Origin of the sequence: Blautia luti (assembly GCF_013304735.1) — a bacterium.
In the GTDB taxonomy this organism is placed as follows: Bacteria; Bacillota; Clostridia; order Lachnospirales; family Lachnospiraceae; genus Blautia_A.
On record NZ_JAAITI010000007.1, the window covers coordinates 65967 to 86861 of the forward strand.

The 20895-nt window shown below is 41.5% G+C and carries 23 protein-coding genes; 13 read left to right on the forward strand and 10 right to left on the reverse strand.

The features are described 5' to 3' along the window. Positions 1-2: 2 nt before the first annotated feature. Entirely contained in the window at positions 3-371 is a 369-nt protein-coding gene (rsfS, locus tag G5B06_RS05745) for a ribosome silencing factor (protein WP_021978043.1), read from the forward strand. Positions 372-450: 79 nt separating this feature from the next. Here rsfS and lexA read toward each other — a convergent pair whose 3' ends face one another. Next, positions 451-1071, reverse strand: a complete 621-nt coding sequence (lexA, locus tag G5B06_RS05750; RefSeq protein WP_021978042.1) for a transcriptional repressor LexA — start codon at positions 1069-1071, stop codon at positions 451-453. A gap of 215 nt (positions 1072-1286) precedes the next feature. Between lexA and G5B06_RS05755 the strand changes: the two genes are divergently transcribed. The 11 genes from G5B06_RS05755 (at position 1287) to G5B06_RS05805 (ending at position 11556) form a co-directional block, all read left to right on the forward strand. Further along, positions 1287-2732 carry an HlyD family efflux transporter periplasmic adaptor subunit gene (locus G5B06_RS05755; RefSeq protein WP_148446955.1) on the forward strand — a complete coding sequence of 482 codons (1446 nt, stop codon included), beginning with the start codon at positions 1287-1289 and terminating at the stop codon, positions 2730-2732. Between the two features lie 18 nt (positions 2733-2750). Beyond that, positions 2751-3443 carry a YggS family pyridoxal phosphate-dependent enzyme gene (locus G5B06_RS05760; protein ID WP_173761616.1) on the forward strand — a complete coding sequence of 231 codons (693 nt, stop codon included), beginning with the start codon at positions 2751-2753 and terminating at the stop codon, positions 3441-3443. Positions 3444-3467: 24 nt separating this feature from the next. After that, positions 3468-4121: a cell division protein SepF gene (locus G5B06_RS05765; RefSeq protein WP_173771531.1), complete on the forward strand. Its 654-nt coding sequence runs from the start codon at positions 3468-3470 to the stop codon at positions 4119-4121. Positions 4122-4125: 4 nt separating this feature from the next. Then, positions 4126-4878, forward strand: coding sequence for a YlmH/Sll1252 family protein (locus G5B06_RS05770; RefSeq protein WP_173761618.1), 753 nt, complete (start codon positions 4126-4128; stop codon positions 4876-4878). Between the two features lie 19 nt (positions 4879-4897). After that, positions 4898-5989 carry a 3-dehydroquinate synthase gene (gene aroB / locus G5B06_RS05775; RefSeq protein WP_118063860.1) on the forward strand — a complete coding sequence of 364 codons (1092 nt, stop codon included), beginning with the start codon at positions 4898-4900 and terminating at the stop codon, positions 5987-5989. Further along, positions 5986-6522: a signal peptidase II gene (gene lspA, locus G5B06_RS05780; RefSeq protein ID WP_021978036.1), complete on the forward strand. Its 537-nt coding sequence runs from the start codon at positions 5986-5988 to the stop codon at positions 6520-6522. The genes aroB and lspA overlap by 4 nt, the downstream gene beginning before the upstream one ends. Positions 6523-6569: 47 nt before the next feature. Continuing rightward, positions 6570-7484 (forward strand): RluA family pseudouridine synthase, encoded by a 915-nt coding sequence (locus G5B06_RS05785; protein ID WP_173771533.1) that lies wholly within the window; start codon positions 6570-6572, stop codon positions 7482-7484. 102 nt (positions 7485-7586) lie between these two features. Beyond that, the gene (locus tag G5B06_RS05790) at positions 7587-8228 is read left to right on the forward strand and encodes an AAA family ATPase (protein ID WP_021978034.1); all 642 of its coding nucleotides are present in this window, start codon (positions 7587-7589) and stop codon (positions 8226-8228) included. A 169-nt stretch (positions 8229-8397) separates the two neighbouring features. Next, on the forward strand, positions 8398-9825 hold the full coding sequence (locus G5B06_RS05795; RefSeq protein WP_173761620.1) for an AI-2E family transporter: 1428 nt from the start codon (positions 8398-8400) through the stop codon (positions 9823-9825). Continuing rightward, a complete protein-coding gene (dtd, locus tag G5B06_RS05800; protein ID WP_173761621.1) occupies positions 9822-10271 on the forward strand; it encodes a D-aminoacyl-tRNA deacylase in 450 nt (149 codons plus the stop codon). The genes G5B06_RS05795 and dtd overlap by 4 nt, the downstream gene beginning before the upstream one ends. Before the next feature lie 223 nt (positions 10272-10494). Further along, positions 10495-11556 carry a tyrosine-type recombinase/integrase gene (locus G5B06_RS05805; protein WP_022427274.1) on the forward strand — a complete coding sequence of 354 codons (1062 nt, stop codon included), beginning with the start codon at positions 10495-10497 and terminating at the stop codon, positions 11554-11556. Between the two features lie 221 nt (positions 11557-11777). Here G5B06_RS05805 and G5B06_RS05810 read toward each other — a convergent pair whose 3' ends face one another. The 9 genes from G5B06_RS05810 to G5B06_RS05850 all read right to left on the reverse strand — a co-directional run bounded on the left by G5B06_RS05810 (position 11778) and on the right by G5B06_RS05850 (position 19204). Beyond that, positions 11778-12035 carry a hypothetical protein gene (locus G5B06_RS05810; protein WP_015525151.1) on the reverse strand — a complete coding sequence of 86 codons (258 nt, stop codon included), beginning with the start codon at positions 12033-12035 and terminating at the stop codon, positions 11778-11780. A 160-nt stretch (positions 12036-12195) separates the two neighbouring features. Continuing rightward, positions 12196-13026 carry a rhamnulose-1-phosphate aldolase gene (gene rhaD / locus G5B06_RS05815; protein WP_173741192.1) on the reverse strand — a complete coding sequence of 277 codons (831 nt, stop codon included), beginning with the start codon at positions 13024-13026 and terminating at the stop codon, positions 12196-12198. Positions 13027-13416: 390 nt separating this feature from the next. Then, complete coding sequence (gene cyaB / locus G5B06_RS05820) at positions 13417-13989, reverse strand: class IV adenylate cyclase (RefSeq protein ID WP_021652052.1); 573 nt, start codon at positions 13987-13989, stop codon at positions 13417-13419. Between the two features lie 4 nt (positions 13990-13993). Next, positions 13994-14341, reverse strand: a complete 348-nt coding sequence (locus tag G5B06_RS05825; RefSeq protein ID WP_173741193.1) for a molecular chaperone Hsp90 — start codon at positions 14339-14341, stop codon at positions 13994-13996. Between the two features lie 108 nt (positions 14342-14449). Further along, entirely contained in the window at positions 14450-15322 is an 873-nt protein-coding gene (locus tag G5B06_RS05830) for a DegV family protein (protein WP_022427277.1), read from the reverse strand. A 23-nt stretch (positions 15323-15345) separates the two neighbouring features. Beyond that, the gene (locus G5B06_RS05835) at positions 15346-15987 is read right to left on the reverse strand and encodes a GNAT family N-acetyltransferase (protein ID WP_173741194.1); all 642 of its coding nucleotides are present in this window, start codon (positions 15985-15987) and stop codon (positions 15346-15348) included. Positions 15988-16186: 199 nt separating this feature from the next. Further along, a complete protein-coding gene (locus tag G5B06_RS05840; RefSeq protein ID WP_148446932.1) occupies positions 16187-17197 on the reverse strand; it encodes a HAMP domain-containing sensor histidine kinase in 1011 nt (336 codons plus the stop codon). Next, positions 17194-17865, reverse strand: coding sequence for a response regulator transcription factor (locus tag G5B06_RS05845; protein ID WP_148446930.1), 672 nt, complete (start codon positions 17863-17865; stop codon positions 17194-17196). The genes G5B06_RS05840 and G5B06_RS05845 overlap by 4 nt, the downstream gene beginning before the upstream one ends. A 10-nt stretch (positions 17866-17875) precedes the next feature. After that, complete coding sequence (locus G5B06_RS05850; RefSeq protein WP_173761627.1) at positions 17876-19204, reverse strand: uracil-xanthine permease family protein; 1329 nt, start codon at positions 19202-19204, stop codon at positions 17876-17878. A gap of 300 nt (positions 19205-19504) precedes the next feature. On the opposite strand from G5B06_RS05850, the gene G5B06_RS05855 reads away from it, so the two are divergent. After that, the gene (locus tag G5B06_RS05855) at positions 19505-20887 is read left to right on the forward strand and encodes a citrate/2-methylcitrate synthase (RefSeq protein ID WP_243278945.1); all 1383 of its coding nucleotides are present in this window, start codon (positions 19505-19507) and stop codon (positions 20885-20887) included. Positions 20888-20895 lie beyond the last annotated feature (8 nt).

Consider the following 20895-nt stretch of genomic DNA (forward strand, 5'->3'; position numbering starts at 1 on the left):
CTATGAGTATCGAAAAAGAGATGGTCCGGATCGCCTGCAAGGCACTGGATGATAAAAAAGCAAAAGATATCAAGATCATTGATATCCATGAGGTTTCTGTGATCGCAGATTATTTTGTGATCGCAAGTGCTTCCAACCAGAATCAGGTACAGGCAATGGTTGACAATGCAGATGAGATGCTTGGTCGTGCCGGATACGAGGCAAAACAGATCGAGGGAACCAGAAACTCCAGCTGGGTTCTTATGGATTACGGCGATATGATCATCCATATCTTTGACGAAGAGAACAGACTGTTTTATGATCTGGAGAGAATCTGGAGAGACGGAAAGATTCTTGATGCCCAGGAATTCCTGGCAGAGGGTGAAGAATAAATAAGCTGAACACTAAAAATGCGGTATCCTTTAAACAGATACCGCATTTTGCTGTTTTCGCATAACTGAAAACCATAGTTTAAGAAAAGAAACGGAACACCCCAAATACCTTGCCGAGGATTTTCAGGTTTCCTGTGATAATAATCGGTTCCATATTGTCATTTTCCGGCTGAAGACGATAATAACCATTTTCTTTATAGAATGTTTTGACTGTGGCAGAATCATCAATCAGAGCAACTACCATATCTCCGTTTTCGGCGGTAGACTGCTGTTTTACAAGTACCTGGTCGCCATCAAAAATACCGGCGTTGATCATGCTGTCACCTTTTACTGTCAGCATAAAACTCTGTTCATTTGGCATATATTCTGCCGGGATTGGAAAGTAGGCATCAATGTTTTCAACAGCCAGGATCGGCTGTCCAGCTGCAACGGTACCTACAAGCGGGACGTTGACAACTTCACGACGCACCAGATTGAAATTATCGTCTATAATTTCAATTGCACGGGGTTTGGTGGCGTCTCTGCGAATATATCCGTTTTTTTCGAGAGCTTCCAGGTGAGAATGAACAGAAGATGTGGACTTCAGATTTACTGCTTCACAGATCTCACGTACAGAAGGTGGAAAACCTCTGTTGAGAATTTCATTTTTCATATAATCCAGTATTTCCTGCTGCTTTTTGCTGATTCTGCCATATGTCATATGTATTTACCTCCCTGGGTTAAAGTTTATCTGCTGCCGGACGTAATATGACAGCGTCACGAAATTATATTTTAAATATTATAACATACTTTTGTAAAAATAGCAAACGGATATTCGGAAAGTATGTTCGGACGTTTTAAAGCTTGTATTCAGGAAAAGAAAATGTTACAATAAAACGGATTTTAAGAAATGAAAGATGTAAAGGAGGCATTCGTTTGCCTGATAATAAAGCACATTCCAGCAGCACACCTGGAATACTAGCAAAACTTCGTAAAATTTTTGGTCTGAACATAGGAACGGTAATGTTTGGAGCGATTCTTATTTATATGATTTTCAGTGTGATTCTTTATCTTACGGCTTCTCATATGGAGTCCTATCAGGTTCCGTCAGGTCCCTTGTCCATGAATGAAACATACACCGGGCTGTCTATTATGACAGAAAATGTAGTACAGGCAGATGCCGGTGGGTATGTTACCTATTATGCAAGAGAGGGAACCAAAATCAATGCAAATGGAGCTGTATACAGTTTAAACAGTTCCAAGGCCGCAGACAGTGGTTCTTCTCTGAGTAAGGATGAGCTGGCAGATATCCGCAGTAATATGCAGAGTTTTTCCAAAGGCTTTGATGCAAGTAAATTTAACAGTACATACAGTTTTAAATATCAACTGAGCGGAAGTATTCTTCAGTATGCCTCTGATAACTCCAGTGTGTCTACCACCAGTACGGTGAATGAAGATGGGGAGGAAGTTACAACAACTACAACAACTGTTTCCAGTGATCCGAATATCCGTCGTGCACAGACCGATGGGATTATTTTGTATTCTACGGATGGATACGAGTCAAAAACGGTTGACACTGTTACAGCTGCAGATTTTGATCAGAATTCTTATCAGGAGACAGATCTGAAAACAGATGGCCAGGTAAATGCCGGAGATGATGTTTATACAATTATTACAGATGAACGGTGGAGTCTGTTGATTCCGCTAAGTGAAAAACAGGCTGCCAATCTGAAAGACCGCACATCTATACGTGTTAAATTTTTAAAAGATGATCTGACTCAGACCGGAGATTTTTCCATTATGGAGATTGACGGATCTAAATATGGAAGGATTGATTTCAATAAAGGCCTTATCCGATATGCATCAGATCGTTTCCTTGAAATAGAGCTGGTTACCAATAATGTGACCGGACTGAAAGTTCCGTTATCATCTATAGTAACGAAGGAATTTTATGCAATTCCCTCAAAATATATGACAACGGATAAAGATACACAGCAGTCAGGCTTCATGCTTTCAGGCAGAAACAAAAAAGGAAACAGTACTACAACGTTTATAAATACGGGTATTTACGGACGTGATGAGGTTACGGATGAAAAAACACAGAAAGTAAGTTATATTTATTACGTTGATAAAAGTAAATTCAATGAGGGCGATGCAATCATTGATCCGGACAGTGGAGAAAAGTTTGTAATCGGAGATACAGAAGTTCTGGAGGGCGTTTACTGCATCAACCAAGGGTATGCTGTATTTCGCAGAATTGAAATTCTGGATGAAAATGAAGAATACGCGGTTGTTTCCAAAGAAACATATAATGGACTTGTCAGATATGACCGTATTGTAAAAAATGCAGATAAAGTAAGTGAACAAGATATACTTTATTAATAAAGGAGGCTTTCGGCTATGGTAGCGGAAAATTTAGTACAGGTACAAAAAAATATTGAAGAATCCTGTAAGAAGGTAAATAGAGATCCGGGAGAGGTGACACTTATTGCTGTCAGCAAAACCAAACCAGTGGAAATGCTTCAGGAGGCTTATGCCGCAGGTGCACGTGTTTTCGGAGAAAATAAAGTACAGGAGATTGTGGATAAATATGATCAGATGCCGGCGGATGTTCAGTGGCATATGATCGGACATCTGCAGCGTAACAAAGTAAAATATATTGTGGATAAGGTTGCGATGATCCATTCTGTAGATTCTCTTCGACTGGCTGAAACCATAGAAAAAGAGGCAGAGAAAAAGAATGTAGTCGTACCGATTCTTATAGAAGTAAATGTAGCTCAGGAAGAGAGCAAATTTGGCTTAAAACCGGAAGAAGTTTTGCCCTTTATTGAACAGATTGCAGGTTTTTCCCATATACAGGTCAAAGGCCTTATGACAATTGCTCCTTATGTAGAAAATGCTGAGGAAAATCGTGAAATTTTCCGTGAACTCAAGAAATTAAGTGTTGACATTGCAGCTAAAAACATTAATAATGTTACTATGAGTGTTCTGAGTATGGGAATGACCGGAGATTATATGGTCGCCGTGCAGGAGGGCGCTACGATGGTGCGTGTAGGTACCGGTATTTTCGGTGCAAGAAATTACGCAATATAAGACTAATAAGATTGGAGATTTAAAATGGGCGTTTTAGATAAATTTTTAGATGCCATCAAACTGAACGACGATTATGACGATGACGAATTATTAGATGACAGCATCCTTGAGGAAGAAGATGATTACGACGACGACTTCCTTGATGATGACGATGATATGGAAGAAAAACCGAAGAAAAAGTTTTTTGAGAAATTTTCCAAAAAGAAAACAGAGGACGAAGAGGATTTTCTGGATGATGAGCCGGAAGAAGAACCAATTAAAGTGGCTTCTCCAAAGGTAACAGCCAAGACTGCTGCAACAAAAGCACCTGCAAGACAGGAACGTGTTTCCAGACCAGCTCCGTCTTCGAAAATCACACCAATGCGTACAAGTAAGCGTTCCGCACAGACTGTAAATATGGAAGTCTGTGTAATTAAACCGACTACTATGGAAGAAGCCAGAGAGATTGCGGATACACTTGTTGACAATTCTACTGTAATTCTGAATCTTGAGGGAATTGATGTGGAACTTGCTCAGAGGATCATTGATTTTACTTCAGGAGCATGTTATTCCCTGGGAGGAAGTCTTCAGCAGGTATCCAGCTACATTTTTGTACTTGGACCATATAATGTAGATATTACCGGTGATCTTCAGAATATCCTTGGAGGATCTGTACCATCTGTAAGAGTAGGGTACTGATTTCATGGATAAAGAAGAACTTTTTATCAAGAGAATCCGTGAACTGGCGAATATGGCATATCAGCGAGATATTACCACATTTACGGATTTTCTTAATTTAAATGAACGAAATATTTTAAACAGCCAGAATTTTCATAAGCTGGGCGTAACAGCGGAAAGTTTTGGAGGATATGAAAATGCAGAGCGTCAGATGGTAGCCTTTCATTCTGATGCTCTTACTTTTACAGGGGAATATCCTATTGACTGTATCCGTCTGGAACCCAAGGCAGTAAAATTTTCGGAAGATTTGACACATCGGGATTATCTTGGAGCCATATTAAATCTTGGTGTTGATAGAAGTGTTGTGGGGGATATTCTCATAGAAGATCATACGGCAAGTTTCTTCTGCCTGCATAGAATGACAGATTTTTTTCTGGAGAATCTGTGCCGTGTAAGACATACCACCGTTGTGGCTTCCAGGATAGAAGACCCCGGTGAATTTCCACAGCCGAAAATGACACCAATTACAGGTACCTGTGCTTCTGTACGTCTGGATTCATTGATCGCACTGGCTTTTGGGACGTCAAGAAGCAGTATTGTACATTGTATTGAAGAAGGTCTTGTATTTGTAAATGGAAAACTGATTACATCCAATGGCTATGAGCCTAAAGAAGGCGATATTATATCCGTTCGAAAAAAAGGACGTTTTATTTTTGATGGAGTATCCCGCCGGACGAAAAAAGGACGTCTCGGTGTACGTATTCTGCTTTATATCTGACAGCAAGGAGGAAAACGCGATGGCTGAATCAAAATTACTTGTAAAGCGTGAGGGGGATTTTAGATATCCAATCTGTTTTGAAGAGGATTTTTCCAATCTGGCTCAGGTTATGAGAGAAGAAGGACTTGCGGACAGAAAAATCTGTATTGTAACAGATTCTAATGTAGGTCCATTGTATGAAGCACCTGTAAAAAAAGCTTTAAGTGAAGTAAGCTCTGATATTTCCGTGTTTACTTTTGAGGCCGGAGAAAAAAATAAAAATCTGGATACCGTTTCCAGCTTGTATCAGGCACTGATTAGTAACGGACTTGATCGAAAAAGTCTTCTTGTTGCTCTGGGTGGCGGTGTTGTAGGTGATCTTACCGGATTTGGAGCGGCTACTTATCTTCGGGGAATTGATTTTATTCAGGTTCCAACGACGTTACTTGCTCAGGTAGACAGCAGTGTTGGTGGAAAAACAGGAGTAGATTTCCAGCAGTATAAAAATATGGTTGGAGCTTTTCATCAGCCACGTCTTGTTTATATGAATATGAGTACTCTTTCTTCTCTGCCGGCAGAACAGTTTGCGTGTGGAATGGGTGAGATCCTGAAAACAGGGCTGATCTGTGATGAAGAATTTTTCCGTTTTGTATGCCGTGAGCAGAAAGAGATTAAAAAACTGGACATGAAACGGATTGCCAGAATGGTACGCAAATGCTGTGAGATCAAAGCTGGTGTTGTGGAGCGTGATCCAAAGGAGCAGGGAGAGCGTGCACTTCTCAACCTGGGACACACCGTAGGTCATGCGGTAGAAAAACTCAAGAATTTCACCTTGCTTCATGGGCAGTGTGTGGGAGCCGGACTGGTAGCTGCGGCGTATCTTTCCATGAAACGAGGACTTTTGACAGAAGAAGAATATCAGGAAATTCGTCAGGGATGTGCGGACTATGATCTTCCTGTACATGTAGATGGCCTTATTCCGGAAGAAGTTCTTTTGGCAACAAAGAAAGATAAAAAAATGGAACAGGGTCATATTAAGTTTATCCTGATGGACGGCATCGGAAAAAGTTTTATTGACAAAACAGTTACCGATGAAGAACTGTTATCCTGTATTCAGGAGATAACTTTATGATCAGCCGTGTTAACCATCATCAGAAAATGTCTCCTGGCAAATGTCTGGCAGGGGATATTTTCCTGATGATCTTACTTGTAGCCGCAGATCAGGTGGCGAAATGGCTGTCATATCTGTATCTGAAAGGGCAACTGTCGATTTCGCTGATTCCCGGTGTACTTGAACTTCATTATCTTTATCCGGAAAACAGGGGAATTGCTTTTGGAATGTTTCAGGGAAGTGTACTTTTCTTTGCAATTGTAAGTGTGCTGTTTCTGGGAGTGATTCTCTATGCATGGATCCGTATTCCAAAAGAGCGTTTTTATCTGCCGCTGCTTACAATTGCCACAGTACTTGCTGCCGGTGCTCTGGGGAATTTTATTGATCGTTTTTTCAGAGGATATGTGATTGATTTTATCTATTTCTCCCTGATTGATTTTCCGGTGTTTAATCTGGCAGATATTTATGTGGTTGCAAGTGGGATTTTTCTGATTCTGTTTGTTTGTACCAAATACAGAGATGATGATTTTTCATTTCTGAATATTAAACGGTGATTTGGTCAGGGGATGATGGATTCATCTGATTTTGCAGGAGATATAAAATGGAAATATACGATTATACAGTAGAAAAAGAAGAATCAGGTATACGAATCGACCGCTATCTTGCAGAAAAAGACAGCGGTCTTTCCAGGTCGTTCATTCAGAAACTTCTGAAAGATGGACAGATTACAGTTGGGGATAAGGCTGCCAAATCCAATTATAAGGTCAGGGAAAACGACAGAATTCATCTGGAGATTCCGGATTCCAGTGAACCGGATATTGTTCCGGAGGATATTCCGCTGGATATTCTTTATGAGGATGAAGATTTGCTGATCGTTAATAAGCCCAAAGGAATGGTGGTACATCCTGCTGCCGGGCATTATCAGGGAACACTGGTAAATGCGGTTATGGCCCATTGTGGTGACAGCCTTTCCGGGATCAACGGGGTGATGAGACCTGGAATTGTCCACAGAATTGATAAAGATACTACCGGTGCGCTTCTGGTGTGCAAGAACGATACGGCCCACCGGGATCTGGCAGAACAGCTGAAATGCCACAGTATCCGGAGACGTTATCGTGCAGTTGTACAGGGAAATCTGAAAGAGGACGAGGGAACCATAGAAGGTCCTATCGGACGTCATCCAACAGATCGTAAAAAAATGGCCATCAATTACAAAAATGGGAAAGATGCGGTAACACATTACAAAGTACTGGAACGTTTTGGACAGGCAACCTATGTGGAATGCCGGCTAGAAACAGGGCGTACCCATCAGATCCGCGTGCATATGGCCAGCATCGGACATCCACTTCTGGGAGATACGGTATATGGGTCTTCAAAAAATCCCTATCATCTGGAGGGACAGGCTCTTCATGCAATGATTCTTGGGTTTGTTCATCCACGTACCTGTGAATATATGGAATTTACAGCTCCACTTCCGGAATATTTTGTTAAATTGCTGTCAAAATTGCGAAAATAACTGGAAAACTTGTGAAATATAGTGTATAATAGCTGTATTAAAGAGGAAGCGAAGTTCATATTTATGAATTTGCTGAATCGAAGCAGAAAGGATGTGGCTGTTATGAGTAACAATACAACAAGTTCTATTATTACAATTGGTCGTAAATATGGTAGTGCCGGAAGACAGATCGGCCAGGAAGTTGCTAAGTATTTTGGAATTAAATGCTATGATAAAGAGCTGCTGGAGCACGCAGCCAATGATAGTGGAATCTGTAAGGAACTGTTTGAGCATCATGATGAGAAACCTACAAACAGTTTTCTTTATTCTCTTGTAATGGATACGTATTCTTTTGGATATTCATCCGCAGGGTTTACAGATATGCCTATGAACCATAAGATTTTCCTTGCACAGTTTGAGGCGATCAAGAAGCTTGCTTCAGAAGGCCCCTGTGTAATGGTAGGCAGATGTGCAGATTATGCACTTGCAGATAATCCGGATTGTTTCAGCGTATTTGTCCATGCAAATCTTGACTGGCGTATCAACCGTATTTCCCAGAAATACAATAAGAACGCCAAAGAAGCCAAAGACATGATCAACAAAACAGACAAGAGCCGTTCCAGTTACTATAATTATTACACCAATAAGAAATGGGGATCTGCCGACAGCTATAATCTTTGTCTGGACAGCAGCAAGCTTGGTATTGATGGAACTGCGAAGGCCATTATTGAAGCCATTCACATTTATGACAGCCTGAAAAAATAAACGTCAGATTTTTATAGGCACCCTGCCATTTTATGGCAGGGTGTTTTCGGTATCAGCGAAAAAATACAGACAGAATTCATCCTTATGAGTTTTGAGAGAGAATGTTTATGCTTTTTTTAGACACAAACCGGAGATGCTATGTTATAATCACATGGTGGAGGAAATTACTATGAAAATTCGTTGGAATCATCGCTACGTGCAGTTAGGTGTGACTGCATTTCTGGTCATTGCTGCCAGTATTTTATTTTATTACGGGATTTTCCATATGAAATCCCTGGTTACCGGAATTAAAACATTTTTCAGCATTATGGCGCCGATCATTTATGGAGCCGCCATAGCATATCTGTTAACCCCCATTGTTAATTTTCTGGAGCGGAAGATTATTTTTCCTATTTTTGAAAAAAGACACAAAACCCTTCAGAAAAAGGGCAGGAAAGCAGTACGCTGGATCTGTGTAATTCTTTCTGTGTTTTTTATGTTCCTGATCATTTATGCCCTTGTCATGATGATCCTTCCGCAGTTAATCCGAAGTATCATGAATATCATCTACAGTTTTCCTCATTATGTAAATGTTGTGGAGAACTGGCTGAATTCCGTTGTGGAAAAGGGCTGGAAGCTGAATCCGGATATGATCAGCCAGATCAACCAGTATTCCAGCAGATTGCAGGAATATCTGACAAATACGATCCTTCCTCAGATGCAGTCCATGATGAAAAACATATCTGCGAGTTTTCTGGATCTTCTTGTTTTTTTGAAGAATTTCCTTATTGGAGCGATTGTATCACTTTATATCCTGGCAGATAAAGAGGGATTTGTTGCAAAGGCCAAAATGGCTACCTATGCGGTTCTTCCGGCCAAATGGGCGACTTTTCTTGTTCATTCCATGCGTTTTACGCATAAGACTTTTGGCGGATTTATCAGTGGCAAGATCCTGGATTCTGCAATTATCGGTGTATTGTGTTATGTGGGAACATCCATCATTGGAACGCCATATGCGATTCTGGTCAGTGTGATCGTTGGCGTGACAAACGTTATCCCGTTTTTTGGACCATATCTTGGAGCGATTCCGTGTATTCTTCTTATTTTGCTGGTAGATCCGATTCAGAGTCTGTATTTCCTGATCTTTATTCTGGTTCTTCAGCAGTTTGATGGAAATATTCTTGGACCTAAGATTTTGGGGGAATCTACCGGATTGTCCAGTTTCATGGTCATTGTTGCAATTATGGTTGGCGGTGGTTTATTCGGAGTTCCGGGAATGATTGTCGGCGTTCCGGTTTTTGCGGTTCTGAATGCGGCTGTATGGAAGCTGATCGGACGTAGCCTTGATGAAAAAGAGATGTCTGCAGATGCTGAGTTTTATAAAGATATTGACTGTGTAGATCCCGTTTCCGGAAAAGCGTTGCCCATGCCGGTAAAAGAATCTGCAACAAAAGCAAAAATGCAGGCAGTTGCAATAAAAGCAGAAAAACACAGAGTGTGGACCGGAGCATGGAACGAAATCAAACGAATGTTTGCATTTTTGGCCAAGTTTGTCCAGGCAAAATATATAGGTTTTCGACTGAAACAGAAAAACAGACGGAGGAAGAATAAACGATGAAATTTGTAATTCAGCGTGTAAATCATGCAGAAGTTAAAGTAGATGGAGAAACAGTTGGAAAAATTGGAAAAGGATTTCTTGTTCTGATCGGCGTTGGACGTGGGGATACCAGGGAAGATGCAGACTGGTATTTGAAAAAACTTCTGGGACTTCGTATTTTTGAGGATGAAAATGGAAAGACCAATTTATCCTTGGCAGATGTAAACGGGGAATTGCTTTTGGTTTCACAGTTTACTTTATATGCAAACTGCCGTAAGGGAAATCGTCCAAGTTTCATAGAAGCCGGTGCGCCAGATGAAGCAAATAAATTATATGAATATATTATTTCAGAAGCCAGCAAACATGTTCCGGTTGTGGAACACGGAATTTTTGGTGCAGATATGAAAGTATCTCTGGAAAATGACGGACCGTTTACCGTTATTTTTGATGAAAACCTCAGAGGGTAACGACAAATAATAATAAAAAGTGCTTCCATAAGGAGGCACTTTATTTACTTGAAAATTTATCAAAAACAGGCAATTTTGCAGGAAGTAGCTGTTTATACTACCCATCTATTTGAAAAACTCGGGTTTGTCGTATAGATATAGATAAGTATAAAACCACTTCTTTTAACAGGTGTTTCAGGTATTTCCTGCAAATTATGTAAAATTTATATATTAAGGAGTTTTTATGGATAACAAAATTACTTACCACGAACAAAATGACATTGACAATACTTTAAAACTCCGTGAGGTTTTAAAAACGCTTCCGCCATTTTGCAGGGATTATTTCCGGGCTATTGATGCAACGACTACAACCAAGACCAGAATTTCCTATGCATATGACATTCGTATATTTTTCCAGTTTTTACTGGAGCAAAATCCAATGTTCAAAGACAAAACCATGTCGGATTTCACAGTTGATGTTCTGGATCAGGTCAAGGCTGTTGATCTTGAGGAATATGAAGAATTTCTCAAAGTTTATAAATCCGCGGACTCTTCCAAAACGGAAACAAATGGTGAACGTGGCGTCAAACGTAAAATTTCTGCTTTAAGAAGTTTTTATGCTTACTATTATAAACATGAAATGATCACCACCAACCCGTCTGTTCTGATCGATGTGCCCAAGATCCATGATAAGAATATTATTCGTCTGGATACAGATGAGGTTGCCATGCTGCTGGATTATATTGAGCATTGCGGAGATACGCTGACCGGGCAGAAACGGATGTACCATGAAAAAACGAAGGACAGAGATCTTGCTATTGTTACTCTCCTTCTTGGTACCGGGATCCGAGTATCGGAATGTGTCGGACTGGATGTTGAGGATGTAGACTTCAAAAACAATGGAATCAAAGTTACCCGAAAAGGCGGAAATGAAATGGTTGTATACTTTGGTCCTGAAGTAGAAAAAGCGTTGAAGAAATATCTGGAAGTCAGGGAGAATATTACGCCTCTGGCAGGCCATGAGCACGCTCTCTTCTATTCTACCCAACGTCGCCGAATCGGTGTTCAGGCTATCGAGAATCTGGTTAAAAAATATGCCAGGGAGATCACAACTACAAAAAAGATCACCCCGCATAAGCTTCGCAGCACCTATGGTACTGCCCTGTACCAGGAAACCGGTGATATTTACCTTGTAGCGGATGTTTTGGGTCATAAGGATGTCAATACTACTAAGAAGCATTATGCGGCTCTGGATGATGCCAGACGGCGTCAGGCGGCCAAGGCGGTACGTCTTCGCGAGGACTGATGAATAATGGGACTGCGGAGCAACTGATTCGTTTGACATGCATTGCATATAAATATAGAGACAGTTAGTTCACATAATATAAATTATGTAAATCAACTGTCTCTATATATTTAATCAGATCAAGAAAATCTCAAATTCCCTGTAGGGTTCAAAAAACCTTAAGCAGTGATTATGGACATCTGTATTATATCCATGACCCAAAATCAAAATCCGTACTTAACTTATTTATCAAAATCTGTCTCGAATACACCCTCCGGAGTACGCATGGTAAGAACACCCAGATTAAATTCACTGTCCATAATTGAGATATGATATTCAAAGATCACATCATCATCAAATTTGGAAAGCAGCACATAGCTTCCATTCTCTTTCCCATCGATCTGATCGCAGATGTCGTCGTAAACGTCCTCTCCGGAAATCTTTCGCGGGTATCCGCTTGCTTTGATTTTCTCTTCGATCGCTTTATATAATTCTTCCATACTTTATCCCATATCCTTTCTGAAATTAATTGGCTGATAAACCAGATATGTTTTTATCATACCAGATTTATCAGCAAAAATCAGCAAATATTTGGTTGTTTCTGATAAAGTTTCAGATAGGAGTACAGTTATATAATATAAAACTGTGTAGCCGAAGAATTTATTTTTTCTCGTAGAGGAATTCTTCCGGCAGAGTTACTTTGAAATCCTTTGCAAGGGCGCGGAAGTCATTCGGTGTGATAGTCTGCAGTTTCTGAGGAGCCATGGATAAGATCTTAACCAGGATCTCTGCGGATTTTTCAACGGTATGAAGAAGTCCGAAGGTCAGGTCAAAATCCTCGCCTGAGCAGAACATACCATGATGCGCCCAGATAACCACATCATATTTTTTCATCAGTTCAGCAGTTTTGACAGCGATATCTCTTCCGCCTGGAACCATCCATCCGATAACTCCCACACCATCCGGAAATACTACCGGACACTCTGTTGCAGATTCCCAGAGTTCACGGGTGAATACTTTGTCATCCAGAGGAAGAACAAAGGTAAGTGCAATGGTATTGGTGGTATGTGCATGATAAATAACACGATGTCTTCCGTTGGTAAGTTTTTTCTTTACTTCATGGTTCATCAGATGAGTTGGAAGCTCACTGGTCGGACGACCGCCTTCTACAAGACCCCAGCGGATACGGTAATTGGTTCCTGTCTCGTCAAGCTCAATGATCGCAAGACATACTTCCGGGTCAACGATGATATTACGGAAGTATTTTCCGCTTCCTGTTACCAGAAAAAATTCGCCTGCCAGTCCCGGAACCTCAACACCGATGGGGGTCCATTTTCCGGGGGCGTTCAGTCGTGGGCGAATCATTTCCACTTCTTCTGCTTTCAGACGATAGCTTAAGTTTCCGCCGTTTCTTTCATGCCATCCCTGCTGATATCCATCATCTGCCATTTTGATAAAGCCCTGTACGAATTTAGATTCAAGAATTTTCATAATATATTCCCTCCGTGTTTAAATGTGGTTTATTGTTGGGTTTGCGATTGCTTCAATATGCTTTCTTGTTGTTTGTGACTTTATTATATGCCCGATTGTGTGGATTTGTAAAGGGCTTTTTTGAAAAAATATCAATAAATCCACATGCAAAATGCAAAAAATCTTGTAAACATTCAATAAACCACATAAAAATAAACATAAAGCAACAAAAAGCACGAGTGGTCAATAGTAATGACATGTACATTGAATGTGGTTTGATGTTGCTTTGTGATGTGGGATTTATAGTATGGTAGATAAACTTGGAACGCCGAAGAATTGTAAGAAAAGAAAAAACAGGAACATTTCCGTATTCTGTACCTTAGATACTCACACGAAAATATTCCTGCTGGTTTAAAAAAGATTTTTATTTAATTTTTTCGGAAGCATACTGAGATAAGAAGTCTGTACAGTGTCCGACATGTGATATCCCAATATGGCAAGCAGATCTTCCATTTTGGATAAAATTTCTTTCCGCTCACTTTCCTGCTCTGCGATCACCTCAAGCTCCAGAAAGTCTCCAAGTCCCTCTACCTGATCCAGACAGGCGGTAAATCTGCCACATTTCATATACTTTCGCGTTTTCATGACAGACGCTACCGGAGAAAAATCCAAATGGATGAGAATATTTTTAAGCACTTCTGCATCGGATACTTCTGTTTCCAGTTCCATTCGGGACATGGAGATTTTATCCAGTTTGGGCCCCTTAAAATTAATCTGAGTCTTAGAAATACCGGATCTGCAGTCTGTGCTTGTTCGGATACGCAGTGCTTCATCACGTTTTTTTACATCATGATAGACACTGTTAAAATAGGTATCTTCTTCCTGGATCTGTGCTGTCTCCTGAAATCCCTGATCTGTCAGAAATTTCAGGGTTTCCTTAAGATTCTTTAATGGAAGCTTGATCTCAATTTCAAACTGGGCCATGTGATTACTTCAGAATTTCTGCTTTTTTGTTCAGAAGTGCTTCGCAGGCTGCACATGCTGGGCAGTCACAGTATTTTGCACCGGAAGCTTTGATCTCCTCAGCATGAGCCAGGATCTTTTTTGCGTCATCTGCGCCAAATACCTGTGCGCCCATGTCAGAACCTGCAAAAGAGATCAGTCCGTCAATGGGCATGATATCTGCTTCCAGCTCTTTTACATAAGCAGTTGCCGCTTCTGCTTCTTTCTCAGTTCCTGCAGCATCCAGATAATTCTGTGCCGCTTCTTTTACTTCTTTGCATGCAGAGGGTGCCTGAAGAAGATCCTGTGTTAATTCTTTGATTGTTTTTGCCATGGTAATTTCTCCCTTCTGATCAATGACAGATAAAATCTATCTGTTATGTATTTATAACAATATCATACCACAACTCTGGATCATTTGCAGAAAATATTGGGCTATTTTTTATAAAGGCATACAGGAGCATCCGATCCCCAGCCCGTCCGGACCAATATGGCAGGAAAGACCAAGGGAAAGATCATCACACATCACATCCATTCCCGGAAAGCTTTCCCGGATCTGTGAGATCCAGTCTGCGGTAACTTCCGCAGTGCTGCTGGAGGCAGCCATAAGATATACTTTTCCGGCATCATATTCTTTTTTGAAAGTTGTTTCCAATTCTCTGTGCATAGCATCGATCATGGCTTTTCTTGATTTTTTCATGCCTCTGCATTTCTGGAAAACATCCAGTTTACCGGTTCCAAATTTCATAACCGGTTTGATATTGAGAAGATTTGCGGCCAGTGCTGTGGTGGTATTGATACGGCCTCCCTTTTTCAGATATTCCAGTGTGCTTAATCCGACATAGATCACGGTTTTTTCACGGGAAGCTTCCAGAATATCCTTGATCTGCGGTGCTGTATATCCATCTTCCACCAGGTCTATCGCATCCAGAATGGAACGGTGAAGGGGTGTGGAAACACGCCCGTTATCTACCACATACACTTTGTTTTCGTATTTTGGTTCCTGAGACAAGGCGGCAGCAGTCATGCAGGAACCGCTTAAACTACTGCTCAACGGAATGTAGAGGATCTGATCATAAGATAAAAGCATTTCGTCCCACATTTCCATAACTTCCTGTGGGGAAGGCTGTGAAGTTGAAACATCTGCTCCTTCACGCAGCTTCTCATAAAATCCTGTTCTGGAAAAATCCAGGTCTTCATGAAACAGTTCTCCATTCAGATAAAAAGGCATGGGAAGGACATGAATATCCAGTTCCTCTGCTTCTTGTTTTAAAATGCCACTGTGGCTGTCAGCCATGATTCCAATTTTTTTCATTTTCCATTTATCTCCTGTGTAATTTATGAATGTGTTTCGCAACGCGGTTCTTTTTTATAAAGAGCTACACTTTCCCGGAAGCGTTTTTTGTTCAGCTCCCGCATCTGGGAAACCTCGTTTTTCTTTACGAAACCATGACTTTCCATAAAGGTTCTTTGATCCAGCTGGTCCATATATATGGAATAATCCGTATCCTTCTCTGTTGAAATCTGTTTGAGAAGCCCGGTACCGATTCCGTTTCTACGGTAATCTTTGCTTACATAAAGAAAGAGGATATTTCCGGGAGTCGGTTTCTCCGGGGAAACAGTCAATTGTTTTTTCATATCCTGAAGTTTGTTAAAATGCTCCAGATTCTTCCGGCCTTCCTTAGTAAACTTCAGGCGCAGGAAATGATAGCCTTCTTTCAAACGGAAAACCGGGGCAAAATGGCCATGAGATTCTTTACCGGTAATGAGCACCCCAACTACCTGATCACGGTAGGTTGCCACGGTAACGCTATCTCTGTATATCATATAGGTGTAAAAGAAAAGTCTGGTCAGACGTTTTTCGGTATGTGTTTCCTCAAACTCCCAGCGGTCTTTATAATTTCTTCGGATAAATTCCCGGATCATTGAAAAATCTTCCTTTTCTGCTTTCCGGTAGGCAGGTGCTTTTTTTAATAACATAGTCCATATCTCCTGTATTTTTTCATAAATAACTATCCTATACTTTAAAAGATGATCTGCAACTTAACATCAACTGTTTCTCAACAATTGTTGAAGTTTATGAAAAAGTTTATATAAAATAAAAAACAACGGAAGAACCTCATGAAAAATAAGGTATCCGCTGTTTTTGGGTTTTATGGATATGTGTAAAATATTTGTTTTACAGTATAACAGTAAAACGACAGCCGCTTCCGGGAATATTTTCCACGGAAACGGTTCCCATACACAGGTTCAGGATCTGTTTTACAAGGGCAAGTCCAAGACCGTTTCCCTCCTGTTTATGGGAACTGTCGCCCTGGTAAAATTTGTCAAAAATATGTTTCATGGAGTATTCACTGATCTGGGGGCCTTCGTTTTCTATGGAAAAACGGATCTTTTCTCCTTCCGGCATCATCCGGATATAGATCGTACCACCACAGGGACTGAATTTGATAGCATTGGAAAGCAGATTGTCCCATACATGACAGATGAGATTTTCGTTTCCAAGATACTCCACATCCATCATGTCCACATCAAATTCAATTTCTTTTTCTGACCATTTCGGTTCCATCATAACAATGGACTGCCGGATCTGTTCATCCAGGCGGTACCAGTTCTGCCGGGTCTGGATTGCCTGGTGTTCAATTTTGGACAGAAGCAGGATATTTCCTGCCAGGTGGGAAAGCCTTCTGGTATTAAGAAGGATTTTGTCGATGTACTGCTCCTGCTCTTTTGATATGGGCATGTCGCTATCCTGCAGAAGAGTTGCATAACCCTCAATGGCACTGATGGGCGTTTTAAATTCATGGGAAACATTGGAAACGAAATCTGTCTGCAGGATCTCCGTTGCTTCCAGTTCCTGGACCATCAGGTTAAAATTGGAATAAATATCCTGGATTTCTTTCAGCTGTTTTCCGGTTTTCAGCCGGACGGAAAAGTCGCCTTCTGCGACTTGCTGCATGGCTTTTTCCAGCTTTAATACAGGGCCGAAGTACCGGATACTGAGGAAGTTGTTGAGAACGCCCCCTGCGATCACACTGGCCAGGATGATCCATACAATGTACGGAACATCTGAAATATGCAGAACATCCATAACAAGCCAGGATATCAGAGATACACAGATAAGTTCCAGCATGATCATAAGGATAAAACGTATGCGGATGCTTAAATTTTCGAAAGGCTTCTTTTTCATGCTTTTACCACCTTATATCCAACTCCCCGGATTGTTACGATCTTAAAATCCGGATTATCCCGGAAGCGTTCCCGAAGCCTTCCGATGTGGACATCTACCGTATGGGCATCGCTTGCGGAATCATATCCCCAGATATCATCCATAAGCTGCTGTCTGGTGAAGATTTTTCCCGGAAAGGATACCATCTTATACAAAAGCATGAACTCTTTCTGAGGAAGGACCATACTTTCCGAGGAGGTGGATACTGTCAGGGAGTCGCACTCCAGAATGGTATCGCCGATCCGTTGTTTCCGCTCATTGATCATCTGCGCTCTGCGAAGAAGGGCACCTACCCGCAAAACCAGTTCGTTGATGTTAACCGGTTTTACCATATAATCATCGGTGCCGGACAAAAATCCCATACGCATATCATCAAAAGCATCTTTGGCAGTGACCATAAGTACAGGAATGGAATCCCCGGCATCTCTGAGTGAACGGACCAGTTCATAGCCATCCATGTTTGGCATCATAATATCCGAGATGATCAGATCATAATAATCTTTTTCCAGGGCATCCAATGCTTCCTGCCCGTCGGCAACTCCTTTTACTGTATAACCATTTTTCAGCAGGACATGTTGGAAAAGCTGGCGGAGTTCCCGGTCATCTTCCGCAATGAGAATTTTAAACATTTTTACATCCCTATTCCTTGATCTTTTCGATATCCATGTTTTCAGGCAGAATACAGCTTAAAACAATGGATATGATAAACACAACAGCAACTACATTTTCCGCAAAAACAGACTGTATGATAGATGGGAAGATATCCCAGATTCCGCTCTCACTTGCTGTGGTAAATCCAATTCCTACAGCAAGGGAAAGAGAAACAATGGTAATGTTCCGCTGGGAAAAACCGCAGGAAGCGATCATCTGTACACCGGAAGTCAGAATGGAACCGAACATCATAATGGTACATCCTCCCACAACAGAATCCGGAAGTGAAGCGAAAAAGTTTCCGATAGGTGGCAGCAGTCCGGCCAGGATCATACATACAGCTCCTGTCATAATGGTGAAACGGTTTACAACCTTTGTCATGGCAACCAGTCCTACATTCTGTGAGAAGGATGTTACCGGAGGACAGCCGAACAGGGAAGAGATCGTGGAAGCATAACCATCACAGGCAAGAGAACCTGAAATTTCTTTTCCGGTGATCTCACGGTCCAGTCCGGAAGAAACAAGTGCGGAAGTATCGCCGATGGTCTCCGCCGCGGATACCAGGAAGATAATGCAGGTGGAAACAATGGCTCCCGCATGGAATTCCGGTTTTACAGGAAACAGATGAGGAAGGGAAATAAGTCCTCCGGATAAGATGGAACCAAGGTCGACTTTTCCCATAAAAATGGCAATGATGTATCCGACTACCAGACCGGCAAGTACAGATAACTGTTTCAGATATCCTTTGCTGAGAACATTCCAGAGCAGACACACAGCAAGTGTAATAGTACCAAGAAGCAGGTTTTGTGCAGAGCCGAAATCTTCATTATATCCGCCGCCAAAAGATCTGGCTCCTACGGTAAACAGTGAAAAGCCGATAGAAGTTACTACAGAAGCGGCCACTACCGGTGTGATGATCTTCCGCCAGTATTTTGCAAGAAGGCCAAGGGTTCCTTCCATGATACCGCCGATCATAACCGCACCGATCACGGCAGGATAACCGTAATTGGCCGCAACGGTACTTAAAACAGTGACAAAGGTAAAACTGACTCCCATTACAACCGGAAGTCTGGAACCGATCTTCCATATGGGGTAAAGCTGGATCAGTGTAGCGATTCCGGCCACAAACATGGCATTCTGGAGCAGAATTGCGATCTGTGCCTGGGTAAGAGCAGGCTGGGCTGAGGTTGCGATCAGTGTGATCGGTGTCAGGTTTGAGACAAACATGGCAAGGATGTGCTGAAGCCCAAACGGGATCGCCTTGGCAATGGGGACGGTTCCGTCCAGCTTGTAAATGTTGTTGATGCTGCTTTGCATTCTTTTAAATTCTCCCTTCTATTATAAGAAAAAGTTACGGAACAATCATAACACAGGTTTGTTGCGGAAACCAGACGGATTTTGATGAATAAATGTAATAATAGATGAAATATATCGACTTATGAATATTTATGCACGAAAAAAAGAAATACCCTCTTGCATTTTCGGAACTTTTACTGTAGAATTATTAACCAGGTAAACACAAATGTATGCCATACCCGAACACTGATTACGAAGATGTAACCAATCTTAACTGTATCAGTGTTTTTTAATATACAATGGGGAAATGAGGAAAAGATTATGGAAAAAAAGCATGAAATGATGAGTCTGGAAGACTCCGAACAGCTGAAAGGCAGAATGAAATTCTTTGAGCAGGAGCTGATGAAGCATCATCACATCGATCCCAATCTCTACGTGGAATACGATGTAAAAAGAGGTCTTCGTGATTCCGCAGGTAAAGGTGTTCTCACAGGCCTTACCGAGATTTCTGATGTTACCGGCTACAAGCTGGTCAATGGCAGACGTATTCCGGCGGACGGTGAACTGTATTATCAGGGAATTAATGTACAGGACATTGTAAATGGCCTGAAGGACAGACGTTTTGGCTTTGAGGAGACAATTTATCTTCTGATCTTTGGTAAACTTCCAAGTAAGGAAGAACTTTCCAGATTTCTGGAACTTCTTTCCGATATGGAAGATCTGGGAGGACGTTTTGTCCGTGACGTTGTCATGAAAGGAACCAATGCCAATATTATGAATGCCATGGAGCGCTGCGTTCTTGCTCTCTATACATATGACGATAACCCGGAAGATATTTCCGTAGAAAATGTACTCCGCCAGTCTCTGGAACTGATCGCCAAGCTTCCTGAAATTGCGGTTTACTCCTATCACGCATATCGTCATTTCCGTAAAGACGAGACGCTCTTTATCCGTAATCCGCAGAAGGGACTTTCTCTTGCCGAGAATATTCTTCTGATGCTTCGTCCGGATGGCAAGTATACAGAGCTTGAGGCCAAGGTTCTTGATATTGCACTTGTCCTTCATGCAGAGCATGGTGGTGGTAACAACTCTACCTTTACCACACATGTAGTAACTTCTTCCGGAACAGACAGCTACTCTTCCACTTCTGCTTCCATTGGATCACTGAAAGGACCGCGCCATGGTGGTGCCAACCTGAAAGTCCAGAACATGTTCACAGATCTAAAAGCCAATGTAAAAGACTGGGAAAGTGAAGAAGAGATCACAGCATATCTCCAGAAGATCCTGAATAAAGAAGCATTTGACCATGCAGGTCTGATCTATGGTATGGGACATGCAGTTTATACACTCTCCGATCCGCGAGAAGTGATCCTGAAGCGTTTTGCACAGGCTCTCGCAGAGGAGAAAGGTATGACAGAGGAATTCAAGCTCTACGATAAAGTTGAGAGCATTGCCGGCAAGCTGATCATGGAACACAGAAAGCTGTTTAAGAATGTCTGTGCAAACGTGGACTTCTACAGTGGATTTGTTTATACCATGCTTGGTATCCCGGAAGAACTCTTCACTCCGATCTTTGCCATTGCACGTATGCCGGGCTGGAGCGCACATCGTCTGGAAGAGTTGATCAGTGCCAACAAGATCATTCGTCCTGCTTACAAATATGTGGGACATCATACAGATTTTGTACCGTTTGATGAGAGATAAATAAAAAA